Here is a 22,837-nt window from a genome sequence, read left to right on the forward strand (position 1 = left end):
GCTCAGGTGTGACAGGGTCCACATCAGGCAGGTAAAGACCTCATCAAATAGTTTGTGATACCGTTCACGAAACCCGGCGAAAGAGCCGAAGGACCGTACTGCGACGGGCCCTCGGCCGCAGGCTGCGCCTCGCGCCGGGTCTACGCTCGTCCCTGACGACATCCCCCACCCTTTGCCGGAGCGCCGCCATGCAGTCGAATGACGCCCGACTACTCCTTCACGCCGTTGTCCCCACGCTTGCCGCCGGCGTTGTCGCCGTGGCCGTGAGCGCGGGCATCGCCGGCGGTACGGGAGCGATCGGCGCCGTCGTCGGCACCGCGCTGGTGGTGCTCGTCATGGGGGCCGGCCTGGTGGTTCTGCAGAAGACCGCGAAGAGCTTCCCGCAGCTGTTCCAGATGATGGGGCTGCTGCTCTACACGACGCAGATCCTGTTCGTGCTGGTCTTCCTGATCGCCTTCAAGGACACAACGCTCTTCGATACCAAGGCATTTGCGTTCACCTTGCTCGGTACCACCCTTGTGTGGATCGCGGCGCAGACCCGTGGCCATATGAAGGCAAAGATTCTGTATGTGGATCCTGACTCCGCCGAGCCGAAGAAGGCCGAGACGGCGGGGTCGCCGACGTGACACGTAGGCCCGAGATAAATGGCCTCATGCGGGCCTGCTATCGTCCGGTGCCAACTGCGGCACAGTTGGCGCAGGCGGCTGAGCTCCCGGGTTCCACGGAATGGAACGCGCAGTTCTCGCGGCCGAAGCCTGTGATCCGGACCGGCCCCGCGCCGGCCAGCCGCCCCCTAATCCGTAAGACCAGTCCAGTGCCGCTCCGTGGCTCAACGCCGCGCCGACACAACGAGGTTGCCGTACCTATGCGCCACGCTGAAGGAGCTCGCGGTGAGTGCTGAAACGATGCTCGCCTTCGAGACCGACTGCCACATCTTTTCCGGGTGCGGCTTCGATGCCCCCGGGCTGCATAACTTCGTCTTCGAGCCGCTCTTCACCATCAAGGGCTTCGAGTTCAACAAGCCGATGCTGCTGGCCCTGCTCAGCACCGTCGTCGTGGTGTGGTTCTTCTGGGCCGCATTCGGCAAGGCGAAGGTGGTCCCCGGAAAGCTGCAGATGGTCGGTGAGGCGGGCTACGACTTCGTACGCCGCGGACTCGTCTATGACGCGCTCGGGAAGAAGGAGGGCGAGAAGTACGTCCCCTTCATGGTCTCGCTGTTCTTCTTCGTGTGGATCATGAATCTGTGGTCGATCGTTCCGGTCGCCTCATTCCCGGTCACATCGGTCATCGCCTTCCCCGCGGGCCTGGCCGCGATGGTCTACATCCTGTGGGTCTACCTGACCTTCAAGAAGCACGGCTTCGTGGGCGGCTGGAAGAACATCACCGGCTATGACAAGTCCCTGGGCTGGGTCCTGCCGCTGCTGATGGTCATCGAGCTCCTCTCGAACCTGATCATCCGGCCCTTCACCCACGCGGTCCGGCTCTTCGCCAACATGTTCGCGGGCCACCTGCTGATCCTGATGTTCACCATCGCCAGCTGGTACCTGCTGAACGGCATCGGCATCGCCTTCGCCGGCGTCTCGTTCGTCATGACCCTCGTGATGACGGCGTTCGAGCTGTTCATCCAGGCCGTTCAGGCGTACGTCTTCGTCCTCCTGGCCTGCAACTACGTCCAGGGCGCGCTCGCCGAGCACCACTGAGCACCCCGCCTCCCGCAATCAACACCAGACGTCCGGTGGCCAACCCCCACCGGTCCGTGAAAGAGAAGGAAGTAACGGCATGTCCGCTGCTCTCGACATGGTCAACAACCTCGCCGCCGCCGGGGACTCCGCCAAGACCACCGTTGTCGGCAACGTCGCCGCGATCGGTTACGGCCTCGCCGCGATCGGCCCCGGCGTCGGCGTCGGCATCATCTTCGGTAACGGCACCCAGGCCCTGGCCCGCCAGCCCGAGGCCGCCGGCCTGATCCGTACCAACCAGATCATGGGTTTCGCCTTCTGTGAGGCGCTCGCCCTGATCGGCATCGTCATGGGCTTCGTTTACAAGTAAACGGACCGCATCGACCACGCCCAATTAGACGGAAGGCACTGATGTGAACGCCCTGGTGCAGATGGCGGCGGAGGTTCCGGAGAACCCCCTCGTCCCGCCGATTCCAGAGCTGGTCATCGGCCTGGTCGCCTTCTTCATCGTCTTCGGTTTCCTCGCCAAGAAGCTCCTCCCGAACATCAACAAGGTTCTGGACGAGCGCCGCGCGGCGATCGAGGGCGGCATGGAGAAGGCCGAGGCCGCGCAGGCCGAGGCTCAGCAGGTCCTCGACGACTACCGGGCCCAGCTCGCCGACGCCCGCCACGAGGCCGCGCGTCTGCGCCAGGAGGCGCAGGAGCAGGGCGCGACTCTCATCGCTGAGATGCGCGCCGAGGGCCAGCGGCAGCGTGAGGAGATCATCGCCGCCGGTCACGCCCAGATCGAGGCGGACCGCAAGGCGGCCGCGCAGTCGCTGCGCCAGGACGTGGGCACGCTCGCCACCGAACTGGCCGGCAAGCTCGTCGGCGAGTCCCTGGAGGACCACGCCCGGCAGAGCCGGACCATCGACCGCTTCCTCGACGAGCTCGAGGCCAAGGCGGCGACGGACGCGACGAAGGCTGAGGCCGGCCGATGAACGGAGCGAGCCGCGAGGCACTCGCCTCCGCACGCGAGGCTCTCAACGCGCTGACGGACAACGCCTCCGTCGACGCCGCGAAGCTCGCCGAGGAGCTGGCTGCCGTCACCGCTCTGCTCGACCGCGAGGTGTCGCTGCGTCGGGTCCTGACCGACCCGGCGCAGGCCGGCGAGGCCCGCGCCGAGCTGGCCGGACGGCTGCTCGGCGGCCAGATCGGCGGCCCGGCCGTCGACCTGGTGACCGGCATGGTCCGCTCCCGCTGGTCGCGCTCGCGTGACCTGGCGGACGCGATCGAGGAGCTGGCCTACAGCGCCGACCTCGTCGCGGCCCAGCGGGCCGGCGCGCTCGACGACGTCGAGGACGAGCTGTTCCGGTTCGGCCGGATCATCGCTTCCAACGGTGAGCTGCGTCGCGCGCTGACCGACCGGAACGCGACGGTCGCGGCCAAGACGGAGCTGCTGCGGTCCCTGCTGGGCGGCCGGGCGAACCCGGTCAGCGAGCGGATCGTGACCCGTCTTGTCGTCCAGCCGCGGGGCCGTAGCCTGGAGGCAGGGCTCGAAGCCCTCGCCAAGCTGGCGGCGAGCCGCCGGGACCGGATGGTCGCGGTGGTCACCACCGCGGTGCCCCTCAGCGACGGACAGCGGCAGCGCCTGGGTGCCGCCCTGACCACGCTGTACGGGCGGGAGATCCACCTGAACCTCGACGTGGACCCCGAGGTCCTCGGCGGCGTCCAGGTCCGGATCGGCGACGAGGTCATCAACGGGACCATCGCGGAGCGCCTCGACAAGGTGTCCCAGCGGATGGCCGGCTGAACCAGCCACCAACACAAGCATGACGGCGGCCCGAGTTGGGCCGTAAGCGGAAACCCTCTGGGGGACCAGCCCCCAGACCCCCGCACGTAACTTCGGGCCCAACAAGGAGAGCAGGGAACCCAGATGGCGGAGCTCACGATCCGGCCGGAGGAGATCCGGGACGCGCTGGAGAACTTCGTCCAGGCGTACAAGCCGGACGCGGCCTCGCGCGAGGAGGTCGGCACGGTTAGCGATGCCGGTGACGGCATCGCACACGTCGAGGGCCTCCCCTCGACGATGGCGAACGAGCTGCTGAAGTTCGAGGACGGCACGCTCGGTCTTGCGCTGAACCTGGAGGAGCGCGAGATCGGTGCGGTCATCCTCGGTGAGTTCAGCGGTATTGAGCAGGGCCAGTCGGTGCAGCGCACCGGCGAGGTGCTCTCGGTCGCCGTGGGCGAGGGCTACCTCGGCCGCGTCGTCGACCCGCTGGGCAACCCGATCGACGGCCTCGGCGAGATCGAGACCGAGGGCCGCCGCGCCCTGGAGCTGCAGGCTCCCGGCGTCATGGTCCGTAAGTCGGTGCACGAGCCGATGGAGACCGGCTACAAGGCCGTCGACTCGATGGTGCCGATCGGCCGTGGCCAGCGTCAGCTGATCATCGGTGACCGCCAGACCGGCAAGACCGCCCTGGCCGTCGACACGATCATCAACCAGCGCGACAACTGGCGCTCGGGCGACCCGAAGAAGCAGGTCCGCTGCATCTACGTCGCCATCGGCCAGAAGGGCTCCACCATCGCGTCCGTGCGCGGCGCGCTGGAGGAGGCCGGCGCCCTGGAGTACACCACCATCGTCGCCGCCCCGGCGTCCGACCCGGCGGGCTTCAAGTACCTGGCGCCCTACACCGGCTCGGCCATCGGCCAGCACTGGATGTACCAGGGCAAGCACGTCCTGATCATCTTCGACGACCTCTCGAAGCAGGCCGACGCCTACCGCGCCGTGTCCCTGCTGCTGCGCCGCCCGCCGGGCCGTGAGGCCTACCCGGGTGACGTCTTCTACCTGCACTCGCGTCTGCTGGAGCGCTGCGCCAAGCTCTCCGACGACATGGGCGCCGGTTCGATGACCGGTCTGCCGATCGTCGAGACCAAGGCGAACGACGTGTCGGCGTTCATCCCGACCAACGTCATCTCCATCACCGACGGCCAGTGCTTCCTGGAGTCGGACCTGTTCAACGCGGGCCAGCGCCCGGCGCTGAACGTCGGTATCTCCGTCTCCCGTGTCGGTGGTTCCGCCCAGCACAAGGCGATGAAGCAGGTCTCCGGCCGGCTCCGCGTGGACCTCGCCCAGTACCGCGAGCTGGAGGCGTTCGCCGCCTTCGGTTCCGACCTGGACGCGGCCTCCAAGGCGCAGCTGGAGCGCGGTAAGCGGATGACCGAGCTGCTCAAGCAGGGCCAGTACGCCCCGTACGCGACCGAGGACCAGGTCGTCTCCGTCTGGGCCGGCACCAACGGCAAGATGGACGACGTCCCGGTCGAGGACATCCGCCGCTTCGAGCGCGAGCTCCTCGACCACCTCCACCGGGAGAAGAAGGACCTGCTGACCAGCATCCGCGAGGGCGGCAAGATGTCCGACGACACCATCGGTGCGATCTCCGAGGCCGTCGACGGCTTCAAGCGGCAGTTCGAGACCTCGGACGGCAAGCTGCTCGGCGAGGACGCCCCCGCCACGAGCAAGTGACGACGGAAGGGACCTGATCCATGGGAGCCACGCTCCGGGTCTACAAGCGTCGCATCCGCTCCGTCACCGCGACCAAGAAGATCACCAAGGCGATGGAGATGATCGCCGCCTCGCGCGTCGTCAAGGCGCAGCGCCAGGTGGCGGCGTCGACGCCGTACGCGAGTGAGCTGACCCGCGCGGTGACAGCGGTTGCCACGGGCTCGACCACCCAGCATGCCCTGACGACCGAGGCGGAGAACCCGACCCGGGCCGCGCTGCTGCTCCTCACGAGCGACCGCGGTCTGGCCGGCGGCTACTCCTCCAACGTCATCAAGGCCGCGGAGCAGCTCACCGAGCGGCTCAAGGCCGAGGGCAAGGAGGTCGACGTCTACATCGTCGGCCGCAAGGGTGTGTCGTACTACGGCTTCCGCGACCGCAAGGTCACGGACTCGTGGACCGGCTTCACCGACAGCCCGACGTACGCGGACGCCAAGGCGATCGCCGCACCGCTGATCGAGGCCGTGCAGCGGGACACCGCCGAGGGCGGGGTGGACGAACTCCACATCGTCTACACCGAGTTCCTCTCGATGATGACGCAGACCGCGCTCGACGACCGCCTGCTGCCGCTCAGCCTCGCGAAGACGGCCGAGGCGGAGGAGGACACGTCCAAGGGCGAGATCCTCCCGCTGTTCGACTTCGAGCCGTCGGCCGAGGACGTCCTGGACGCCCTGCTGCCGCGGTACGTCGAGTCGCGGATCTACAACGCGCTTCTGCAGGCCGCCGCCTCCAAGCACGCCGCCACCCGGCGTGCGATGAAGTCGGCGACCGACAATGCGGAAGAGCTCATCAAGTCGCTCTCGCGGCTTGCCAACGCGGCCCGCCAGGCCGAAATCACCCAGGAAATCAGCGAGATCGTCGGTGGCAGTGCCGCACTGGCCGACGCGACCGCGGGGAGTGACTGACAACTATGACCACCACTGTTGAGACGGCCGCTGCCACGGGCCGCGTCGCCCGGGTCATCGGCCCGGTCGTCGACGTGGAGTTCCCCGTCGACGCGATGCCGGACATCTACAACGCGCTGACCGTCGAGGTCGCGGACCCGGCCGAGGCCGGTGCCACGAAGACCCTGACCCTCGAGGTCGCCCAGCACCTGGGCGAGGGCCTGGTCCGTGCGATCTCCATGCAGCCCACCGACGGCCTGGTCCGCCAGGCCCCGGTCACCGACACCGGTGACGGCATCACCGTGCCGGTCGGTGACGTCACCAAGGGCAAGGTGTTCAACACCCTTGGTGAGATCCTGAACAAGCCGGAGGCCGAGTCCGAGGTCACCGAGCGCTGGGCGATCCACCGCAAGGCCCCGTCCTTCGACCAGCTCGAGTCCAAGACCGAGATGTTCGAGACCGGCGTCAAGGTCATCGACCTGCTGACCCCGTACGTCAAGGGCGGCAAGATCGGTCTGTTCGGCGGCGCCGGCGTCGGCAAGACGGTGCTCATCCAGGAGATGATCTACCGTGTCGCCAACAACCACGACGGTGTCTCCGTGTTCGCCGGTGTCGGCGAGCGCACCCGTGAGGGCAACGACCTCATCGAGGAGATGACCGACTCCGGCGTCATCGACAAGACCGCGCTGGTCTTCGGTCAGATGGACGAGCCCCCGGGCACCCGTCTGCGCGTCGCGCTGGCCGGCCTCACCATGGCCGAGTACTTCCGTGACGTCCAGAAGCAGGACGTGCTGTTCTTCATCGACAACATCTTCCGCTTCACGCAGGCCGGCTCCGAGGTCTCGACCCTGCTCGGCCGGATGCCCTCCGCGGTGGGTTACCAGCCGAACCTGGCCGACGAGATGGGCCTCCTCCAGGAGCGCATCACCTCGACCCGCGGTCACTCGATCACCTCGATGCAGGCGATCTACGTCCCCGCGGACGACCTGACCGACCCGGCGCCGGCGACCACCTTCGCCCACCTGGACGCGACCACCGTTCTGTCGCGTCCGATCTCGGAGAAGGGCATCTACCCGGCGGTGGACCCGCTGGACTCGACGTCCCGGATCCTGGACCCCCGCTACATCTCGCAGGACCACTACAACTGCGCCTCGCGCGTCAAGACGATCCTGCAGAAGTACAAGGACCTCCAGGACATCATCGCGATTCTGGGTATCGACGAGCTCGGCGAGGAGGACAAGCTCACCGTCCACCGCGCCCGTCGTATCGAGCGGTTCCTGTCGCAGAACACCCACGTGGCGAAGCAGTTCACCGGTGTCGACGGCTCGGACGTGCCGCTGGACGAGTCGATCGCCGCGTTCAACGCGATCGCCGACGGTGAGTACGACCACTTCCCCGAGCAGGCCTTCTTCATGTGCGGTGGCCTCGAGGACCTGAAGAACAACGCCAAGGAGCTGGGCGTCTCCTGACCCCGGCACCGGTCCCGGGGGCGGCCATGGCCGCCCCCGGTCCGTACGACCACTAGTATTTGACCCAACATCTGCCACGCCAGGCAGGTGGAGACCCGAGGAGCCATCGTGGCTGAGCTGCACGTCGAGTTGGTCGCCGCGGACCGTCAGGTCTGGTCCGGCGAGGCCAGCCTGGTCGTCGCGCGCACCTCGTCGGGCGACATCGGCGTCATGCCCGGACACCAGCCGCTGCTCGGCGTGCTGCAGTCGGGCCCGGTGACGATTCGTACGACCGGCGAGAGCGGTGACGGCACGGTCGTCGCCGCGGTGCACGGCGGCTTCATCTCGTTCGCCGACAACAAGCTGTCCCTGCTCGCAGAGGTGGCCGAGCTGTCGGACGAGATCGATGTCCAGCGCGCGGAGCGGGCCCTGGAGCGAGCGAAGTCGGAGGCCGACGCGGCCGCCGAGCGTCGCGCCGACGTCCGGCTGCGTGCGGTGGCGGGCGTTCACTGAGCCCCGTCACCGACGAGATCGATCCTCAGCCGCGGGCTGCCCGGAATTGTCCGGAGCGGCCCGCGGCTGAGGCAATGCAGGTGCTTTTCCGTCCCCGTGCCTGAACGGCGCGGGGTACCACCATCGAGGCGAGGAGGTCGGTCGGGATGGTCCTCGCTCTGCTTGTGAGCGGCGCGGTCGTGGTGCTGTTGCTGCTGGGACTGTTCGTCTTCGGGCTGAGACGGCGGCTCATCCAGCGGTCCGGCGGCACCTTCGACTGCAGCCTGCGCTGGAACGTGCCGGAGAGCGAGACCGGCGGCAAGGGCTGGATCTACGGCGTGTCGCGCTACAACGGTGACCGGATCGAGTGGTTCCGGGTGTTCTCGTACGCGCCCCGGCCCCGGCGCCTCCTGGAGCGCTCCGCCATCGAGGTCCTGGAGCGGCGCACCCCCCAGGGCGAGGAGGAGCTGGCGCTGCTCTCCGACTCCGTCGTGCTGGCCTGTCGGCACCGCGGCACCCGCCTGGAGCTGGCGATGAGCGAGGACGCACTCACCGGCTTCCTCGCCTGGCTGGAGGCGGCCCCGCCCGGGCAACGGGTCAATGTGGCTTAAGCAGAGGGCCCCGTTGGATGGGGGTACCCCCGGACGAAGTCTGGGGGAGGGTGAACGTGGCCTGAACCGGGAATACCCCCGCCCCCCGGCCCGTTGTGGCCCCGCAGGGGGCCCTCGTATCCCTTAGGGGATCTGTTCGACCACCCCCTACGGGATCCGTTCGGCCCAGCCGCAGAGGCCGGCGGCCAGTTCCCGGGCCTACGGTCCGGCCACCCCCAACTCCTGGGCCAGTACCGCCGCCTGCACCCGGCTGCGCAGGTTCAGTTTCGCCAGCAGCCGGCTGACATGTGTCTTCACGGTGGCCTCCGCCATGGCCAGCCGTAGCGCGATATCGGCGTTCGACAGGCCCCGGCCCAGACACCCCAGGACCTCCCGCTCGCGCGGGGTCAGCACGTCCAGGACCGACGGATCCGGTGCGTCACCCGCACCCGCACCCGTACCCGCACTCGCCGGCCGCGCCGCCGTACGCGGACGGGCGAACTCCGCGATCAGCCGCCGGGTCACCGCCGGCGCGATCAGCCCCTCGCCGGACGCCACCGTCCGCACCGCCGTCAGCAGCGTGCCCGCGTCGCTGTCCTTGAGCAGAAAGCCCGCCGCGCCCGCCCGCAGCGCCCCGAAGACGTACTCGTCCAGATCGAACGTGGTCAGCACCAGGACGTCCGCCAGTTGCTCGGACACCACCTGCCGGGTCGCGGTGACGCCGTCGAGCCGGGGCATCTGGATGTCCATGAGGACGAGGGCGGGGCGCAGCTCGCGGGCGAGCCGCACCGCCTCCTCGCCGTCCACCGCCTCCCCGATGACCTCGATGTCGGGGGCGGTGCGCAGGATCAGGACCAGCCCGGCCCGGACGGCGGACTGGTCCTCCGCGACGAGAACCCGGATCGGCTGCGCTGCGGCGCCTGTCATCGTTGCTCTTCCTCCTCGGCGGCGGGCAACGCCGCCCGCACCAGCCAGACTCTGCCGTCCGGCCCGTTCCGCGGACCGGCCTCGAACGCCCCGCCCAGCAGGGCGATCCGCTCCCGCATACCGACCAGGCCGCTGCCGGAGCCGGGGGCGCGGGGGCCGGGCCGGTCGGCGTAGGGGCTGCGGACGGTGACGCTGAGCGCGCCCCCGCGCTCATGGGCGATCCGCACCCGTACCTCGCCCGGTGCGGCGTGTTTGAGCGCGTTGGTCAGCGATTCCTGGACGATGCGGTACGCGGCGAGCCCGGCCGGGGAGGCCGGCCCGGGGTCGCCGCCCCGCCGCTCCTCCGGCTCCCGCCGCTCCTCCGGCTCCCGCCGCTCCTCCGGCTCCCGCCGCTCCTCCGGCTCCCGCCGCTCATCCGGCTCCCGCTGCTCGTCCGGCTCCCGCTGTTCCTCGGGCCCCTGCCGCTTCTCCGGCCCGCGCCGCTCGTCCGGCTCCCGCCCGTCCGTGCGGCGGGCGTCGTCCAGGACGAAGGTCAGCCCGCTGCCCGCGCCGTTCGCCCGGGCCTGGGCGATCAGCGCCGCCAGCCCGTCCAGGGACGGCGTCACGGCCGGCCCCTCCGCGTGCGCCTTCGGGTCCCGCAACAGCCCGATGAGGCGCCGCATTTCGGCCAGGCCCTGCACACTGTTCTGGCGGATCACCCCGAGCGCCTCACGGGTCGCCGCCGGGTCGTCGATGGACTGTGCGGCGGTGGCGTGGATGGCGATCGCGGACAGGTGGTTGGCGACCAGGTCGTGCAGCTCACGGGCCATCCGGGCGCGCTCACCGGCCACCGCCTGGGCGCGGTCCATCTCGGCCAGCAGCGCGATCCGTTCGGCGCGCAGTCGGGCGGACTGCGCGGCGTCGCGGTGGTTACGGATGATCAGGCCGGTCCACGCCGGGGCGATGGTGATCACTGCGATGGCGATGACGACCACCACCACCTGCGGGTTCCGCCAGAGTGCGGTGAGGGTGACGGCCGCCGCGACGGTCACCAGGACCGAGTGCACGAGAATGTGCCGGGCCGCGCGCGCCGGGCCGTAGAGCACCGCCGCGTAGATCACGTCGGTGAACATCACGACCGTGGCGACGAGTGTGCCGGTGCAGAAGTCCAGCGCGAGCGCCGGCACCGCTACGGCCAGCGCGGTCATCGGGGCCGTACGGCGCAGCAGCTCCGCCCCCGCCATCGCGGTGAGCGCGGCCAGCGTCAGCGAGGGCGGCAGCCCCAGCCGCGGCGGTCCGCCGTGCAGATCCAGCGACCAGAGCAGCAGCCCGGTGAGCAGCCCGCCGACCGCGACGAGCACATCGAGCCAGTGCGGCCGGGTGAGGGCGGCGCGGGGTCTGTCGGTCACCCCTCCATGAAACACGGCTCCATGACACACGGCCGCAGGGCCCTGCCGCGGCCATGTCCGCGTCATCCCCGCACCTCCCGCGCTACATCGAAAGATGCAGTCCCGGATCGTCATCTGCGACGACGTTCCGGCCGGAAGCCGCTGGGAACCTTGAGGTGTCCGGAGGCGTTCGCCGGAAGGCCCGGAAGGCCCGGAAGGCCCGGAAGGCCCGGAAGGCCCGGAAGGCCCGGAAGGCCCGGAAACCCGTGAAGAAGCCCCTGAAGCCCAGATAGGAGAGAGCCGTGGTCGTCGCGCTGATCATCGCCTGTGAGGTGGGCTTCTGGGTGCTGCTGGTGGCCGGCCTGGCGCTGCGGTACCTGGCACGGATGCCGCGCACCGGCGCGGCGGTGCTGCTGACCGAGCCGCTGCTGGAGCTGGTCCTGCTGGTCGTCACCGCGATCGACCTGAAGAACGGCGCCGCCGCGGACTGGAAGCACGGTCTGGCGGCCCTCTACATCGGCTTCACCGTCGCCTACGGCCACTACATGATCAAGTGGGCCGACGGACACTTCCTGCACCGCTTCGCAGGCGGCCCGCCGCCGGTCAGGCCGCCGAAGTACGGCCTGCCCCGGGCCAGGCACGAGCTGCGGCTCTGGCTGCGGACGCTGCTGGGGATGGCCGTCGCGGCCGCCCTGCTCCAGGCCGCCATCTGGTACGTCGGCGAGGATGGCGACGCCGCCTCGCTGCGCGCCACGCAGGGCGCCGCGGCCCGCATCCTGCTCGTCCACGGTGTGATCACCGCTACCTACTTCATCTGGCGGAAGAAGGAGCCGGCGCGGCCCGCCGCCACGGGGCAGGCGGACCTGCCGCCGCGGAAGACCCTGCGCTGAGGGGCCCCTCAGCGTTCTCCGCCCGGTACCCACAGCACGTCCCCGACCTCCTTGTTCGCCGTCCTGGCCAGGATGAACAGGAGGTCGGAGAGGCGGTTGAGGTAGGTGGCGGTGAGCGGGTTCATCGTGTCGCTGTGTTCCTCGAAGGCGGCCCAGGTGGCGCGCTCGGCACGGCGGACGACCGTACAGGCCTGGTGGAGCAGGGCCGCGCCGGGCGTGCCGCCGGGGAGGATGAAGCTGCGCAGCTTCTCCAGGTCCGCGAGGAAGCGGTCGCAGTCGGCCTCCAGTTTGTCGATGTAGCTCTGCTCGACCCGCAGCGGCGGGAACTCGGGGTTCTCCACCACCGGTGTCGACAGGTCCGCACCGACGTCGAAGAGATCGTTCTGCACCCGCAGCAGCACCGCGGCGACCTCCTCCGGCAGCGAACCGAGCGCCAGGGCCACCCCGATCGCCGCGTTGGCCTCGTTGGCGTCCGCGTACGCCGCGATCCGCGCATCGGTCTTGGCGGTACGGCTCATATCTCCCAGGGCGGTGGTGCCCTTGTCGCCCGTGCGGGTGTAGATACGCGTCAGATTCACCATAAGAGCGAGCCTACGCCGCGGCTCTCCGAAAGGCCCGCGCCGGCCACCGCGGCCCGCACCGCACAACTCGCTCCCGCTGCCGGGAACTCGGCGAGCGACGAGGGGGCCCGGCTCTCCGGTCCGCGCGGCGATGCCCGGGAGAACGGGAAGCGGGAACAGGAAGCAGTGACGCGCATCTCTAACCCGCCCACGTGCCGCCCGCGACCGCTAACGTCAGCGGGAGACCGACAGACCAACAGGCTTTCAAATGCACAGGGTGTGAGGGGACAGCAGTGGCAAAGAAGCTCGCCGTCATCGGGGCCGGACTGATGGGGTCCGGTATCGCGCAGGTCTCCGCCCAGGCGGGCTGGGACGTGGTCCTCCGCGATGTGACGGACGAGGCGCTGGCCCGTGGGAAGGGCGGCATCGAGGCCTCGTACGAGAAGTTCGTCTCGAAGGGGAAGCTGGCGGCGGCCGACGCCGAGCGGGCGCTGGCCCGGATCACCACCACGACCGACCTGGAGGCCGCGGCGGACGCCGATATCGTCGTCGAGGCGGTCTTCGAGCGGATCGAGATCAAGCGGGAGATCTTCCAGGCGCTGGACAAGCTGGTCAAGGACGAGGCCGTACTGGCCTCCAACACGTCCGCCATCCCGATCACCAAGATCGCCGCGGCCACCTCCCGCCCGGAGCGGGTCGTGGGTACGCACTTCTTCTCGCCGGTGCCGATGATGCAGCTGTGCGAGCTGGTCCGGGGCTACAAGACCAGTGACGAAACCCTGGCGACGGCGCGGCAGTTCGCCGAGAGCACCGGCAAGACCTGTGTCGTCGTCAACCGCGACGTGGCCGGCTTCGTCACCACCCGGCTGATCTCGGCGCTGGTCGTCGAGGCCGCCAAGCTCTACGAATCCGGTGTGGCCAGCGCCGAGGACATCGACACCGCCTGCAAGTTGGGCTTCGGCCACGCGATGGGGCCGCTGGCCACCGCCGACCTGACGGGTGTCGACATCCTGCTGCACGCCACCGACAACATCTACACCGAGTCCCAGGACGAGAAGTTCGCCCCGCCGGAGATCATGCGGCGGATGGTCGACGCGGGTGACATCGGGCGCAAGAGTGGGCAGGGCTTCTACGAGCACTGAACCCGGCGGCCGGGGCCGGCGCTGATACCGCGTCAGGGCGGACGGGCCCGATCGGATCACCCGGTGGGGTGAAATGCGGTACCGGTTCGCTTACAGGCGGCAACTTCGCCGCGTGAGAGGCAGTCAGATCTGTAGACGTCCATGCACGAACCCATGACACAGGGGAGCGCATATGCACATCAGGGGCGACCACGCCGAGCTGGTCGTCGAGGGCCGCCTCGACGTGCGCAGCGCGGCGGACGCCCGCACGGCCCTGCACACCGCCGTCGACTCCGGCCGGGGTGATCTGGTGCTGGACCTCACCGAGCTGCATTCCTGGGACGCCACCGGCCTCGGTGTGATCATGGGGGCACACCGCCGGGCCGGCCGGGTCAACCGCAGGCTGGTACTGCGCGGTGTGCCGCCCCAGATGCAGCGACTGCTGGTCGCCACCCGGCTGCACCGCATCCTCGCCATCGAGGGCGGTATCGAAGCTGAATCGCTTCCTCGGGTGTGAACAAGGGGTCCACCGGGTGTGAACGCGGCGGTGGACGGCGGCGGGGCCGCCTTCCGGCGGACACGCCGTAACCGGAGAAGATGCGGTAAATCGCGCGATCTCGGTCAATTCCGGGCGTTCCGGTCAGTGCCCGCCCCCGGTGGTGCACCGTCCCGCTTCCGGGGCTAGGGTGCGGTTCCCGCCCGTATGCCATCATCCGCGGCGGGCACCGGACCAGACGCGACAGCGGAGGGCGCCCCAGGCCCGGTCGCCACCCTCCCGTCCGCCCCGCGACGCCTGGCACGGCCCCCACGCCCGAACGGCCCGCGGAACCCCGCGGCGGAGTGCACCGGACACCGCGGGGCCCGCCCTCCGGGCGGACGACGGGAGGGTGACGACAGGACCTGGCCGGCGGAGTGCGGACGGCCGGAGCGCACTTCGGCACAGCACATCTCTGGGAGCTTGCAGCATGGACCCGAACACCCACCGGGGACCCGAGGAGTACGGCGAGCAGGGCGACCCCGCCGAGCCCCCGGCCTCCGCGTTCGGCGGCGCGCAGGGCGGCTCCGGCGGGCCCGCCCGCGTCGTCCGGCTCGTCTCCGGGAACTACCTCGTCACCGTCAACCCCGTCGACGGCAGCGAGATAGAACCCTGCCCGCCCGGAGAGCGCCCCGCGCTCCCCGCCAAGCTCGGTCCGCAGGAGCGCGCCGCGGCCGCCCGCGCCGTGGCGCCCCCGCTGCCCCCTGGACCGCCCGGTTCCGCCCCGTACGACGCTCCGCTCGAGGAGCGCACCGAGGACACCGAGCGCCTGGTCCGGCTGCTCTCCCGCGGCCGCTCGGTACGCCTCACCGGCCCGTCCGGCTCCGGCCGCACCCGGCTGCTGGACGCCGTCGCCACCGCCTGTGCCGGAGTCGCCCCCGACGGGGTGGTCCGGCTCTCCGGCTACCACCGCACCGCCACCGACCTGCTGTACGCGCTGTTCACCGCGGTGTACCGGGCCCCGCAGCACCGCCCGGACCGGCCCGAGCTGCTGCGCTTGGTCGCCGGCATCGGCGCGATCGTCGTCCTGGACGACCTGGAGTTCGGCGGCGCCGCGCTGGACGAGCTGCTCGACGCCACACCCGAGTGCGCCTTCCTGATCGCCGCCACCCCCGACGTCGCGGCCCCCAGCCCCGGCTCGCACCTCGAAGAGATCTTCCTCGGCGGTATCGGCCGGGCCGGCTGCACCCGGCTCCTGGAGCGGGCCGTGGACCGGCCGCTCACCGACGACGAGGAGGCCTGGGCCGCCGACCTCTGGTTCGAGTCCGAAGGGCTGCCGCTGCGGTTCGTCCAGGCCGCCGCCCTGCTGCGGCAGCGCGAGCGGCAGCGCGGCGGATCCGGCGCCCTCGACGACGGGTACGGACTCTTCCCCGAGGAGACGCCGGAGACGGCGCAGCGGGCGGCGGACGGCCCGCAGGACGCCACACCGGACGGGGACGACGGTCCGCCGGAGCCGCCACTGCCGTCCCTCGGCGAGGCCGCCGCGCCCGCCCCGCTGCTCGCCTCCCGGCTGAGCGACGCCGCCCGGGAGACCCTGCGCTTCGCCGTCGCGCTCGGCGGTGACCTGCCCCACCAGGCGCACCTGCCGGCCCTCACCCAGGACACCCACGCCGACGCCGCCCTCGGCGAGCTGCTGGCCTGCGGCCTGATCACGCCGGTGGCCGGCCATTACCGGCTCGCCGCCACCGTCCAGGACCAGCTGACCGGCGCCGGCTACGCCGAGGACGCCGGCACCCGGGCGCACACCGCCGCCCAGCACTACGCCTGGTGGGCCGGCCACCCCTCGGTCACCCCGGAGCGGGCCGCCGCCGAGGCCGATGTGGCGCTGGCCGCGATGGGCGTCCTGACCGGCAGCCGGGAGGGCGGGCACGCCAGCGCGGCCGTGCTGCTCGCCCGTACGGCCGCCCCCGCGTTCGCCGCGGCGCTGCACTGGAGCGCCTGGGAGCGCGCCCTGCGGTACGGCCAGGAGGCCGCGCGGCTGGCCGGTGAGGTCGCCGAGGAGGCCTACTTCCACCACGAGCTGGGGGTGCTGGCGCTGTGCACCGGCAGCCTCGACCGGGCCCGGGCCGAGCTGGAGGCGTCCATCGGACTGCGCGGTGTGCTCTCCGACCGCGACGGCGCGGTGGCCGGGCGGCGGGCGCTGGCGCTGGTCACCGACCGCGCGCGGGCCGCTTCGGCGGTCACCACGGCCGTGCCGCAGGTCGCCGCGGCGGCCGCCGGCACCCGGCAGCCGGACGTCCCCAAGGGCCTGGACGCGCCGACGGGCCCGCAGGCCGCCTCGCCCGACGCGGTGTCGACCGCCAAGCTGCGGGCCGCGGGCGCGGCGGACACCGCGGAACTGGCCGCCGTCCGGGATGCCGGCCGGACTTCCGACGCCACCACGGCCCTCCCGGCCGTCGGCGGCACCGGCAAGGGCGGCAGCCACAAGGCGGCCGGCAAGCGGGCGTTCGGCGGGACCGCCCGCCGCAACCTCGTGGCCGCGGGCGCCGGCGCGCTGCTGGTGGCCGTCCTCGGCACGGTCGTCACCCTCGGCCTGACCTCCGACGGCGATGACGCCGGCTCCGACAACAAGGTCATCACCGAGCAGACCACGGAGGACAGCGCCACCCCGGACCCGTCGACCGGCAAGCCCGACGACGGCACCGACCGGCCCTCGGCCCGTCCCGGCACCACCCGCCCCGGCAGCCCGGCCCGCACCGGCGGCCCGTCCCCGTCCCCCAGCGCCCCCGCGACCGGCGACGCGCCGACCGACCCGAGCACCCGGCCGACGAGCCCCACGGCCCGCCCGACCGGCCGGCCGACCCGCCCCACCCCGCCGACCGACGAGCCGACCGACCCGACGCCGACCGACGAGCCCACGGACCCCACGCCGACGGACGAGCCCACCGACCCGACGCCGACCGACGAGCCCACGGACAAGCCCACCGACAAACCGACGACGCAGAGCCCCTCGGAGAGCGCCGTCGCGTCCTCGGCCGGTGACCCGTCCGTCGGCGGCTCCTCGGTCGGCGGCTCCCCGGACGGCGCGGGCCCGGCCTCGGGTACGCAGGAGAGCGCCCCGGCCGCCTGACGCCCCGGCACGGCACCACAAACGCACCCCAGCACAGCGCGACGGCCCGGTCCGGGAAGGACCGGGCCGTCGCGCTGTGTGACGCCGTGTCGGCCATGCCGTTGTTGCCGTGCTGCCGCGCGCCGTCCCGCCGGCCGGCCGGGTCAGAACAGGCGGAGCTTGTCGTCCTCGATGCCGCGCAGCGCGTCGTAGTCCAGGACGACACAGCCGATACCCCGGTCGGTGGCCAGCACCCGGGCCTGCGGCTTGATCTCCTGCGCTGCGAAGACGCCCTTGACCGGGGCCAAGTGCGGGTCGCGGTTGAGGAGTTCGAGATAGCGGGTGAGCTGCTCGACCCCGTCGATCTCACCGCGGCGCTTGATCTCGACCGCGACGGTCTGGCTGTCGGCGTCCCGGCACAAGATATCCACCGGGCCAATGGCAGTGGGGTATTCACGCCGAATCAGGGAGTAGCCCTCGCCGAGGGTCTCGATCCGGTCGGCGAGCAGCTCCTGGAGGTGGGCCTCCACCCCGTCCTTGATCAGCCCCGGGTCGACGCCGAGCTCGTGCGACGAGTCGTGCACGACCTCCTCCAGGGTGATGATGAGCTTCTCGCCGCCCTTGTTCTCCACCGTCCACACGCTGCCGTCGCCCTCCTTGAGGGTGCAGGGCGGGGACATCCAATTCAGGGGTTTGTAGGCCCGGTCGTCGGCGTGGACGGAGACGGAGCCATCCGCCTTCACCAGGATGAGACGGAGGGCGGACGGCAGGTGGGCGGTGAGCCGGCCCGCGTAGTCCACGGAGCAGCGGGCGATGACGAGACGCATGGTGCGCCACGCTACTCGACCGGGGGCCCGCTGCGCGATTCGGCCGGTTCCCGGGGGCCCGTGACGGCCCGGGGCGCCACGGGGAGCGGCGTTACGGCGGAAATCGCCGCAGCCCAGGCGCTCGCCATTGGCCGGTTGTATGTGCAATCTCCTGGTGCAGGCCTCTTGCGCGGCATACGGTTGACGCGGGGGGTTGTGAGGCGAACACGCTGCGTCGCGGACTCCCCAGTCCCGTCCCTAGGCCCTGTCCGTCCCGACGGGGCCGCGAGAGGAGAACCTCATGTCGCTCGACGTCTCACCGGCCCTCCTCGAACAGGCCGAGCGAGGCGAGGTCGACGAAGCCGCTTTTGTCGACTGCGTCCGGAACTCCCTGCCTTACGCATGGGGGATGATCAGCTCTCTGGTGGCACAGCTGAAGGTGGACGGCGGAGACTTCGCCGACAATCAGACGCCGCCGCCGGACGAGCAGGCGCGCGGCCAGCTGCTGCGCGCGCTGGCGAGTGACGCGATCCGTGGTTCGCTGGAGCGGCACTTCGGTGTGCGGCTCGCCTTCCAGAACTGTCACCGGGTCGCGGTCTTCCCGCTCGACCCGGTGGTGGACGACCGCCTGGCCAAGTTCACCTCGATCCGGGGCCAGCTGCTGAACCAGTCGCCCGAACTCCGCGACTGCTGAGGGGGGTTGCTGCCGCTGCGTACGAGGAGTAGGGCGCGCTCCTCCACGATGTGCCAGCGGCAGCACACCGTGCCGCCGACGCCACCACCCGGACGGCCACCCGCCCTCCGTACCGGGCGTCACCCCAGCCGCGGCAGGACCTCGGTGCCCAACCGGCGGACGTTCTCCTCCGTCGCCGCGAGATCACCGGAGCCCTCGACCAGCAGCGCGAAGCGGGTGATGCCGGTACGTTCCGCGCTGGCCGCCAGCCGGTCCGCGCACAGCTCCGGCGGGCCGACGGGATGCAGCCCGCACAACAGCTCCGTGTACGCCACCGGATCGCGCATGGCGCGATAGCGGCCGTCGACCGTCACATGCGCGCCCAGGCCCTGCCGCAGCCAGCCGGGCATCGCCTTCGTCAGGCTCTCCGTCGCCGCCGCGCGGTCGTCCGCGATCTGCACCACGCCCGCCGAGACATGCCCGGCGGAGGCGATCGCGTCGCCGTCCCGGCCGGCCTGGCGCGCGCAGCGCCGCCACAGCGCGACCATCTCCGCCTTCTCCTCGTCACCGCAGTGCATGCCCAGCAGCATCGGCAGCCCGCGCTCGGCGGCCGTCCGCACGGACGAGGGCGACGTACAGGCCATCACCACCGGCGGCCCCGGGGGCCCGGCGCACGGATCGTCCGGATCGCCCAGCGCCTGGTCCGGCCGCGGCACCACCGCCACCTCCCGGAACGTATAGCGCTCGCCCCGCGCGCCCACCCGCGGCTCGCGCAGCCAGCGCAGCAGCAGGTCCAGCGACTCGGGGAAGTCCCGCTCGTACGCGGCGAGACCGGCGCCGAAGACCTCCAGATCCACCCAGGGGCCGCCGCGGCCGACGCCCAGCGTGAACCGCCCGCCGGAGGTGAGGTGCAGCAGCGCGGCCTGCTCACCGAGCGTCACCGGATGCTGGGTGGGCAGGACACTCACGGCCGTACCGACACCGATCCGGCGGGTGCGCCCCAACAGCAGCGCGGCCAGCGTCGCCGCATTCGGGCAGACGCCGTACGGTACGAAGTGGTGCTCCGCGAGCCAGACATCGGCGAGCCCGGCCTCTTCCGCCGCCTCGGCGGCGCGCACCGCACGGTGCAGTGCCTCCCCCTGTCCCTGACCGGGGAACTGAGCGGCCAGGATGAAAGCCCCAACGCGCATCGCTCTCTGCCTCCTCGCAGCCGACGCGGTCCCCCCTCACACGCAACAACGGCCGACACGTGCCAAGGGCACGGCCTGCCGCGAAATTTCCCGATGATCGCAGGAACCCCGGCCGGCGACCGGACCCGGCGCCCGCCGCGTACGCTGGTGACAGCCCGTGACCCCGTACACATCCCGAGGTGTTGTGTGTCCCCGCGTCGAAACCGCCAGCGCGGTGCGAAGCCCGTCGACCGCACGGGCACCAGCCGCTACGGCCTGGAAGAGACCGCGGAGTGGCGCGGCGAGGACTGGGTGGTACGGCAGGTCGGGGGCGGCGGCGCGGCCAAGCACTACCGCTGCCCCGGCTGCGACCAGGAGATCCCGCCCGGGGTCCCGCACGTCGTCGCCTGGCCGCAGCACGGCGGTGTCGACGACCGCCGGCACTGGCACAAGGCGTGCTGGAACGCACGGGACCGCCGGAGCGCGCGGCTCCAGCGGTCCCGTAACGCGCCGAGGTACTGACCCCCCCGTCAGACGGTCACCCGTCCACCCGTCCACACATCTCCGGACGTCTCCGCGCGTCTCCGCACGGCGCTACACGTCGCGCTTGGCCTGGGCCGCGAAGGCGCCGCCCAGGACGACGGCGGTCAGGCCGGCCATGATCCACAGCGGGGTCCAGCCCTGCGGGCCCGACTCCGTGCCCAGGAACGGGTTGTCGTAGAGCGTCGCCAGCGAGTTGGGCACCGAGTAGCTGATCAGCGCCTTGCTGATCTCCTGGAGGCTCTCCGAGCCGATCATGAAGACCGCGAGCAGCATCGGCAGCAGCACCACGCCGAGCATGGCGCTGATCGCACCCGCGGAGTGCCGCAGCAGCGAGCCCACCGCCAGGGCGAGCAGCCCGAGCAGCGACACGTACAGACCGACGCCCACGGTGGCCCGGAGCCACTGATCGGCGGTGGGAGCCGGGCCGTTGACCAGGCCATTGAAGATCAGCGCGACGAGGGTCGTGGTGAGGGTCGTGATGACGAAGGCGAGCCCGGAGAAGACGACCGACTTGGCGGCGAGCACCCGCGCCCGGTTGGGGCAGGCGGTCATGGTGGTGCGGATCATCCCCGTCCCGTACTCGGAGGAGATCACCAGGACACCCAGCGGGATGAGACACAGGGTGCCCAGCAGGATGCCGAGGAAGGAGAATCCGAGCTTGGGGTCCACCTCGCGGTCCGGGCTGCCGAGCGCGGCGGCGGCCATCAGGCTGATGCCGAGGATCAGGACGACCATGATGCCGAGCGTCCAGATCGTCGAGCGCACCGAGCGGATCTTCGTCCACTCGGAGGCCAGCGCATGGCCGAGGTGGGCGGGGCGCACCGGGATGGGCGAGACGTAACCGACCGGGCCGGGCTGCGGGGGAGCGGGCGCCGGGGCCTGCGGCTGCGGTGGCTGGGCCTGGGGGGCCTGGAGCATCATCGTGCCCGCGTCCTTGCCCGGACCGTGCGCCGCGAGCGGCTGCGGCTCGGGCATCGGCTGGGCCTGGAGCATCATCGTGCCGGCTTCCCGGGCCGGGGCGGGGGCCGGCGGCTCCTGGGCCTTGAGCATCATCGTGCCGGCCTCTCCGGCGGGCGCCGGCGGGGCGGCCGGAGGTATCGGCTGCGTCTGCGCACCGGTGTCGTGCGGTCCGCGCTCAGGCTGCGGCTGGGGCTGCTGAGGGCTGGTCATCGGGCGTCCTCGTTCTGCGGCGTGGGGAGTTCGGCGGGGGCGCCGGCGGGCGCGGCTTGGGGCGCGGGCGGCAGGTACGGCTGAGGCATCCCGTACGGATTCCCCTGCGGCTGCCCGGGCGGCGGACCGCCCGCCCCGGGCACCTGCTGCGCATAGGGATTCGGCTGCCCCTGAACGGGCACACCGGCCGGCACCTGCCCGGGAACGCCGGGCTGCGGACCGCCCGGGTACCCCTGCGGCAGACCCTGCGGGGCGTACCCGGCCGGGGGCTGCTGGAGACCGGACCGCTGGTCGGCCGTCGAGCGGTAGTCCACGGCCATCTGCGTCATCCGCATGTACGCCTCCTCCAGGGAGGCCTGGTGCGGCGACAGCTCCCACAGCCGGACCTCGGCCTGGTGCGCCACCTCGCTGATCCGGGGGAGCGGCAGTCCGGTCACCCGCAGCGCACCGTCCTGCTCCGGGGCCACCTGGCCGCCCGCCTCGGCGAGCGCGGCGGACAGCTTCTCCCGCAGCTCCGGCTCGGTGTCCGGGGTGCGGACCCGGGCGAAGTCGGCGGAGTGGGCCGAGATGAAGTCCTTGACCGGCATGTCCGCCAGCAGCTGGCCGCGGCCGATCACGATCAAGTGCTCGGCGGTGAGCGCCATTTCACTCATCAGGTGCGACGAGACGAAGACCGTACGGCCCTCGGCCGCCAGCTGCTTCATCAGGTTGCGCACCCACAGGATGCCCTCGGGGTCGAGGCCGTTCACCGGCTCGTCGAAGAGCAGCACCTGCGGATCGCCGAGCAGCGCCGCGGCGATGCCGAGCCGCTGCCCCATACCGAGCGAGAAGCCGTTGGAGCGCTTGCCCGCCACGTCCTGCAGGCCGACCACGCCGAGCACCTCGTCTACCCGGCGGGCCGGTATACCGGACAGCTGCGCCAGGCTCAGCAGGTGGTTGCGCGCGCTCCGCCCGCCGTGCACGGCCTTGGCGTCGAGCAGCGCACCGACCTGGCGGGGCGCGTTGGGGGTGCCGCGGAACGGCCGCCCGGCGATGGTCGCGTGCCCCGACGTCGGTGTGTCCAGGCCCAGGATCATGCGCATGGTCGTCGACTTGCCGGAGCCGTTGGGCCCCAGGAACCCCGTCACCGTCCCCGGCCGTACCTGGAACGACAGGTTGTACACGGCCGTCTTGGCGCCATAGCGCTTCGTCAGGCCGACTGCCTCGATCATTCTCCGCCCCTCGCGAAATGGTTCGGGGCAGAGGCGCCGCCGTCGTACCCCCGTGAGCATGAAGAGGTTAATCTCCCCTTGACCGTTCCGCTGCGCTTGGCCTGCTTCCCACGTTTTTGGCTTTCCCGCCGTTCCGCTGCGCTTGACTGACCTCCCACGTTGTTGGCTTTCCCGCCGTGGCG

The 22,837-nt window shown here is 71.3% G+C and carries 23 protein-coding genes; 16 read left to right on the top strand and 7 right to left on the bottom strand.

The window, feature by feature from the left end; genetic code table 11:
* Positions 1-188 precede the first annotated feature (188 nt).
* From AZE13_RS03830 to AZE13_RS03875, 10 genes are all read left to right on the top strand, one after another.
* A complete protein-coding gene (locus AZE13_RS03830; RefSeq protein ID WP_066926725.1) occupies positions 189-626 on the top strand; it encodes a hypothetical protein in 438 nt (145 codons plus the stop codon).
* Between the two features lie 279 nt (positions 627-905).
* Positions 906-1,700, top strand: a complete 795-nt coding sequence (gene atpB / locus AZE13_RS03835) for a F0F1 ATP synthase subunit A (protein WP_066926727.1) — start codon at positions 906-908, stop codon at positions 1,698-1,700.
* A gap of 79 nt (positions 1,701-1,779) precedes the next feature.
* Positions 1,780-2,049, top strand: coding sequence for an ATP synthase F0 subunit C (gene atpE, locus AZE13_RS03840; RefSeq protein WP_181690237.1), 270 nt, complete (start codon positions 1,780-1,782; stop codon positions 2,047-2,049).
* Between the two features lie 43 nt (positions 2,050-2,092).
* Positions 2,093-2,659, top strand: a complete 567-nt coding sequence (locus AZE13_RS03845) for a F0F1 ATP synthase subunit B (RefSeq protein ID WP_066926729.1) — start codon at positions 2,093-2,095, stop codon at positions 2,657-2,659.
* Positions 2,656-3,471 (top strand): F0F1 ATP synthase subunit delta, encoded by an 816-nt coding sequence (locus AZE13_RS03850; RefSeq protein ID WP_066926731.1) that lies wholly within the window; start codon positions 2,656-2,658, stop codon positions 3,469-3,471. The genes AZE13_RS03845 and AZE13_RS03850 overlap by 4 nt, the downstream gene beginning before the upstream one ends.
* 123 nt (positions 3,472-3,594) lie before the next feature.
* Complete coding sequence (atpA, locus tag AZE13_RS03855; protein WP_066926733.1) at positions 3,595-5,184, top strand: F0F1 ATP synthase subunit alpha; 1,590 nt, start codon at positions 3,595-3,597, stop codon at positions 5,182-5,184.
* Between the two features lie 20 nt (positions 5,185-5,204).
* On the top strand, positions 5,205-6,125 hold the full coding sequence (locus tag AZE13_RS03860) for a F0F1 ATP synthase subunit gamma (RefSeq protein ID WP_066926735.1): 921 nt from the start codon (positions 5,205-5,207) through the stop codon (positions 6,123-6,125).
* A 5-nt stretch (positions 6,126-6,130) separates the two neighbouring features.
* Positions 6,131-7,573, top strand: coding sequence for a F0F1 ATP synthase subunit beta (gene atpD / locus AZE13_RS03865; RefSeq protein WP_066926737.1), 1,443 nt, complete (start codon positions 6,131-6,133; stop codon positions 7,571-7,573).
* A 108-nt stretch (positions 7,574-7,681) separates the two neighbouring features.
* Positions 7,682-8,065 (top strand): F0F1 ATP synthase subunit epsilon, encoded by a 384-nt coding sequence (locus tag AZE13_RS03870; protein ID WP_066926739.1) that lies wholly within the window; start codon positions 7,682-7,684, stop codon positions 8,063-8,065.
* 146 nt (positions 8,066-8,211) lie between these two features.
* Positions 8,212-8,655 carry a DUF2550 domain-containing protein gene (locus tag AZE13_RS03875; RefSeq protein ID WP_066926741.1) on the top strand — a complete coding sequence of 148 codons (444 nt, stop codon included), beginning with the start codon at positions 8,212-8,214 and terminating at the stop codon, positions 8,653-8,655.
* Positions 8,656-8,853: 198 nt separating this feature from the next.
* Here AZE13_RS03875 and AZE13_RS03880 read toward each other — a convergent pair whose 3' ends face one another.
* Together AZE13_RS03880 and AZE13_RS03885 are read right to left on the bottom strand one after the other, a co-directional pair.
* On the bottom strand, positions 8,854-9,561 hold the full coding sequence (locus tag AZE13_RS03880) for a response regulator (protein WP_066926743.1): 708 nt from the start codon (positions 9,559-9,561) through the stop codon (positions 8,854-8,856).
* The gene (locus AZE13_RS03885; protein WP_258527555.1) at positions 9,558-10,949 is read right to left on the bottom strand and encodes a sensor histidine kinase; all 1,392 of its coding nucleotides are present in this window, start codon (positions 10,947-10,949) and stop codon (positions 9,558-9,560) included. Before AZE13_RS03885 ends, AZE13_RS03880 begins: the two co-directional genes overlap by 4 nt.
* A 281-nt stretch (positions 10,950-11,230) precedes the next feature.
* Between AZE13_RS03885 and AZE13_RS03895 the strand changes: the two genes are divergently transcribed.
* Positions 11,231-11,818 (top strand): hypothetical protein, encoded by a 588-nt coding sequence (locus AZE13_RS03895; protein WP_066926747.1) that lies wholly within the window; start codon positions 11,231-11,233, stop codon positions 11,816-11,818.
* Positions 11,819-11,826: 8 nt separating this feature from the next.
* On the opposite strand, the gene AZE13_RS03900 is transcribed toward AZE13_RS03895, so the two are convergent.
* Complete coding sequence (locus AZE13_RS03900) at positions 11,827-12,399, bottom strand: cob(I)yrinic acid a,c-diamide adenosyltransferase (protein WP_066926749.1); 573 nt, start codon at positions 12,397-12,399, stop codon at positions 11,827-11,829.
* 272 nt (positions 12,400-12,671) lie between these two features.
* On the opposite strand from AZE13_RS03900, the gene AZE13_RS03905 reads away from it, so the two are divergent.
* The 3 genes from AZE13_RS03905 (at position 12,672) to AZE13_RS03915 (ending at position 17,104) form a co-directional block, all read left to right on the top strand.
* A complete protein-coding gene (locus tag AZE13_RS03905) occupies positions 12,672-13,520 on the top strand; it encodes a 3-hydroxyacyl-CoA dehydrogenase family protein (RefSeq protein WP_066926751.1) in 849 nt (282 codons plus the stop codon).
* Positions 13,521-13,692: 172 nt separating this feature from the next.
* On the top strand, positions 13,693-14,016 hold the full coding sequence (locus tag AZE13_RS03910) for an STAS domain-containing protein (protein WP_066926753.1): 324 nt from the start codon (positions 13,693-13,695) through the stop codon (positions 14,014-14,016).
* Between the two features lie 448 nt (positions 14,017-14,464).
* The gene (locus AZE13_RS03915; protein ID WP_066926755.1) at positions 14,465-17,104 is read left to right on the top strand and encodes an AAA family ATPase; all 2,640 of its coding nucleotides are present in this window, start codon (positions 14,465-14,467) and stop codon (positions 17,102-17,104) included.
* A 143-nt stretch (positions 17,105-17,247) separates the two neighbouring features.
* Here the strand turns inward: AZE13_RS03915 and nucS are convergent, their stop codons facing one another.
* The gene (gene nucS, locus AZE13_RS03920; protein ID WP_066926757.1) at positions 17,248-17,910 is read right to left on the bottom strand and encodes an endonuclease NucS; all 663 of its coding nucleotides are present in this window, start codon (positions 17,908-17,910) and stop codon (positions 17,248-17,250) included.
* 280 nt (positions 17,911-18,190) lie between these two features.
* Here nucS and AZE13_RS03925 point away from each other — a divergent pair, with 280 nt between their 5' ends.
* Positions 18,191-18,583 carry an SCO5389 family protein gene (locus tag AZE13_RS03925; RefSeq protein WP_066926759.1) on the top strand — a complete coding sequence of 131 codons (393 nt, stop codon included), beginning with the start codon at positions 18,191-18,193 and terminating at the stop codon, positions 18,581-18,583.
* A gap of 119 nt (positions 18,584-18,702) precedes the next feature.
* Here AZE13_RS03925 and AZE13_RS03930 read toward each other — a convergent pair whose 3' ends face one another.
* Complete coding sequence (locus tag AZE13_RS03930) at positions 18,703-19,752, bottom strand: LLM class flavin-dependent oxidoreductase (RefSeq protein ID WP_066926761.1); 1,050 nt, start codon at positions 19,750-19,752, stop codon at positions 18,703-18,705.
* A gap of 186 nt (positions 19,753-19,938) precedes the next feature.
* Between AZE13_RS03930 and AZE13_RS03935 the strand changes: the two genes are divergently transcribed.
* A complete protein-coding gene (locus tag AZE13_RS03935) occupies positions 19,939-20,253 on the top strand; it encodes an ATP/GTP-binding protein (RefSeq protein ID WP_066926764.1) in 315 nt (104 codons plus the stop codon).
* 72 nt (positions 20,254-20,325) lie between these two features.
* Here AZE13_RS03935 and AZE13_RS03940 read toward each other — a convergent pair whose 3' ends face one another.
* Together AZE13_RS03940 and AZE13_RS03945 are read right to left on the bottom strand one after the other, a co-directional pair.
* A complete protein-coding gene (locus AZE13_RS03940) occupies positions 20,326-21,444 on the bottom strand; it encodes an ABC transporter permease subunit (protein ID WP_079123654.1) in 1,119 nt (372 codons plus the stop codon).
* Positions 21,441-22,655, bottom strand: a complete 1,215-nt coding sequence (locus AZE13_RS03945) for an ABC transporter ATP-binding protein (protein ID WP_066926766.1) — start codon at positions 22,653-22,655, stop codon at positions 21,441-21,443. The genes AZE13_RS03940 and AZE13_RS03945 overlap by 4 nt, the downstream gene beginning before the upstream one ends.
* Between the last annotated feature and the right edge of the window lie 182 nt (positions 22,656-22,837).

Origin of the sequence: Streptomyces sp. NBRC 110611, assembly GCF_001590865.1 — a bacterium.
In the GTDB taxonomy this organism is placed as follows: Bacteria; Actinomycetota; Actinomycetes; order Streptomycetales; family Streptomycetaceae; genus Streptomyces.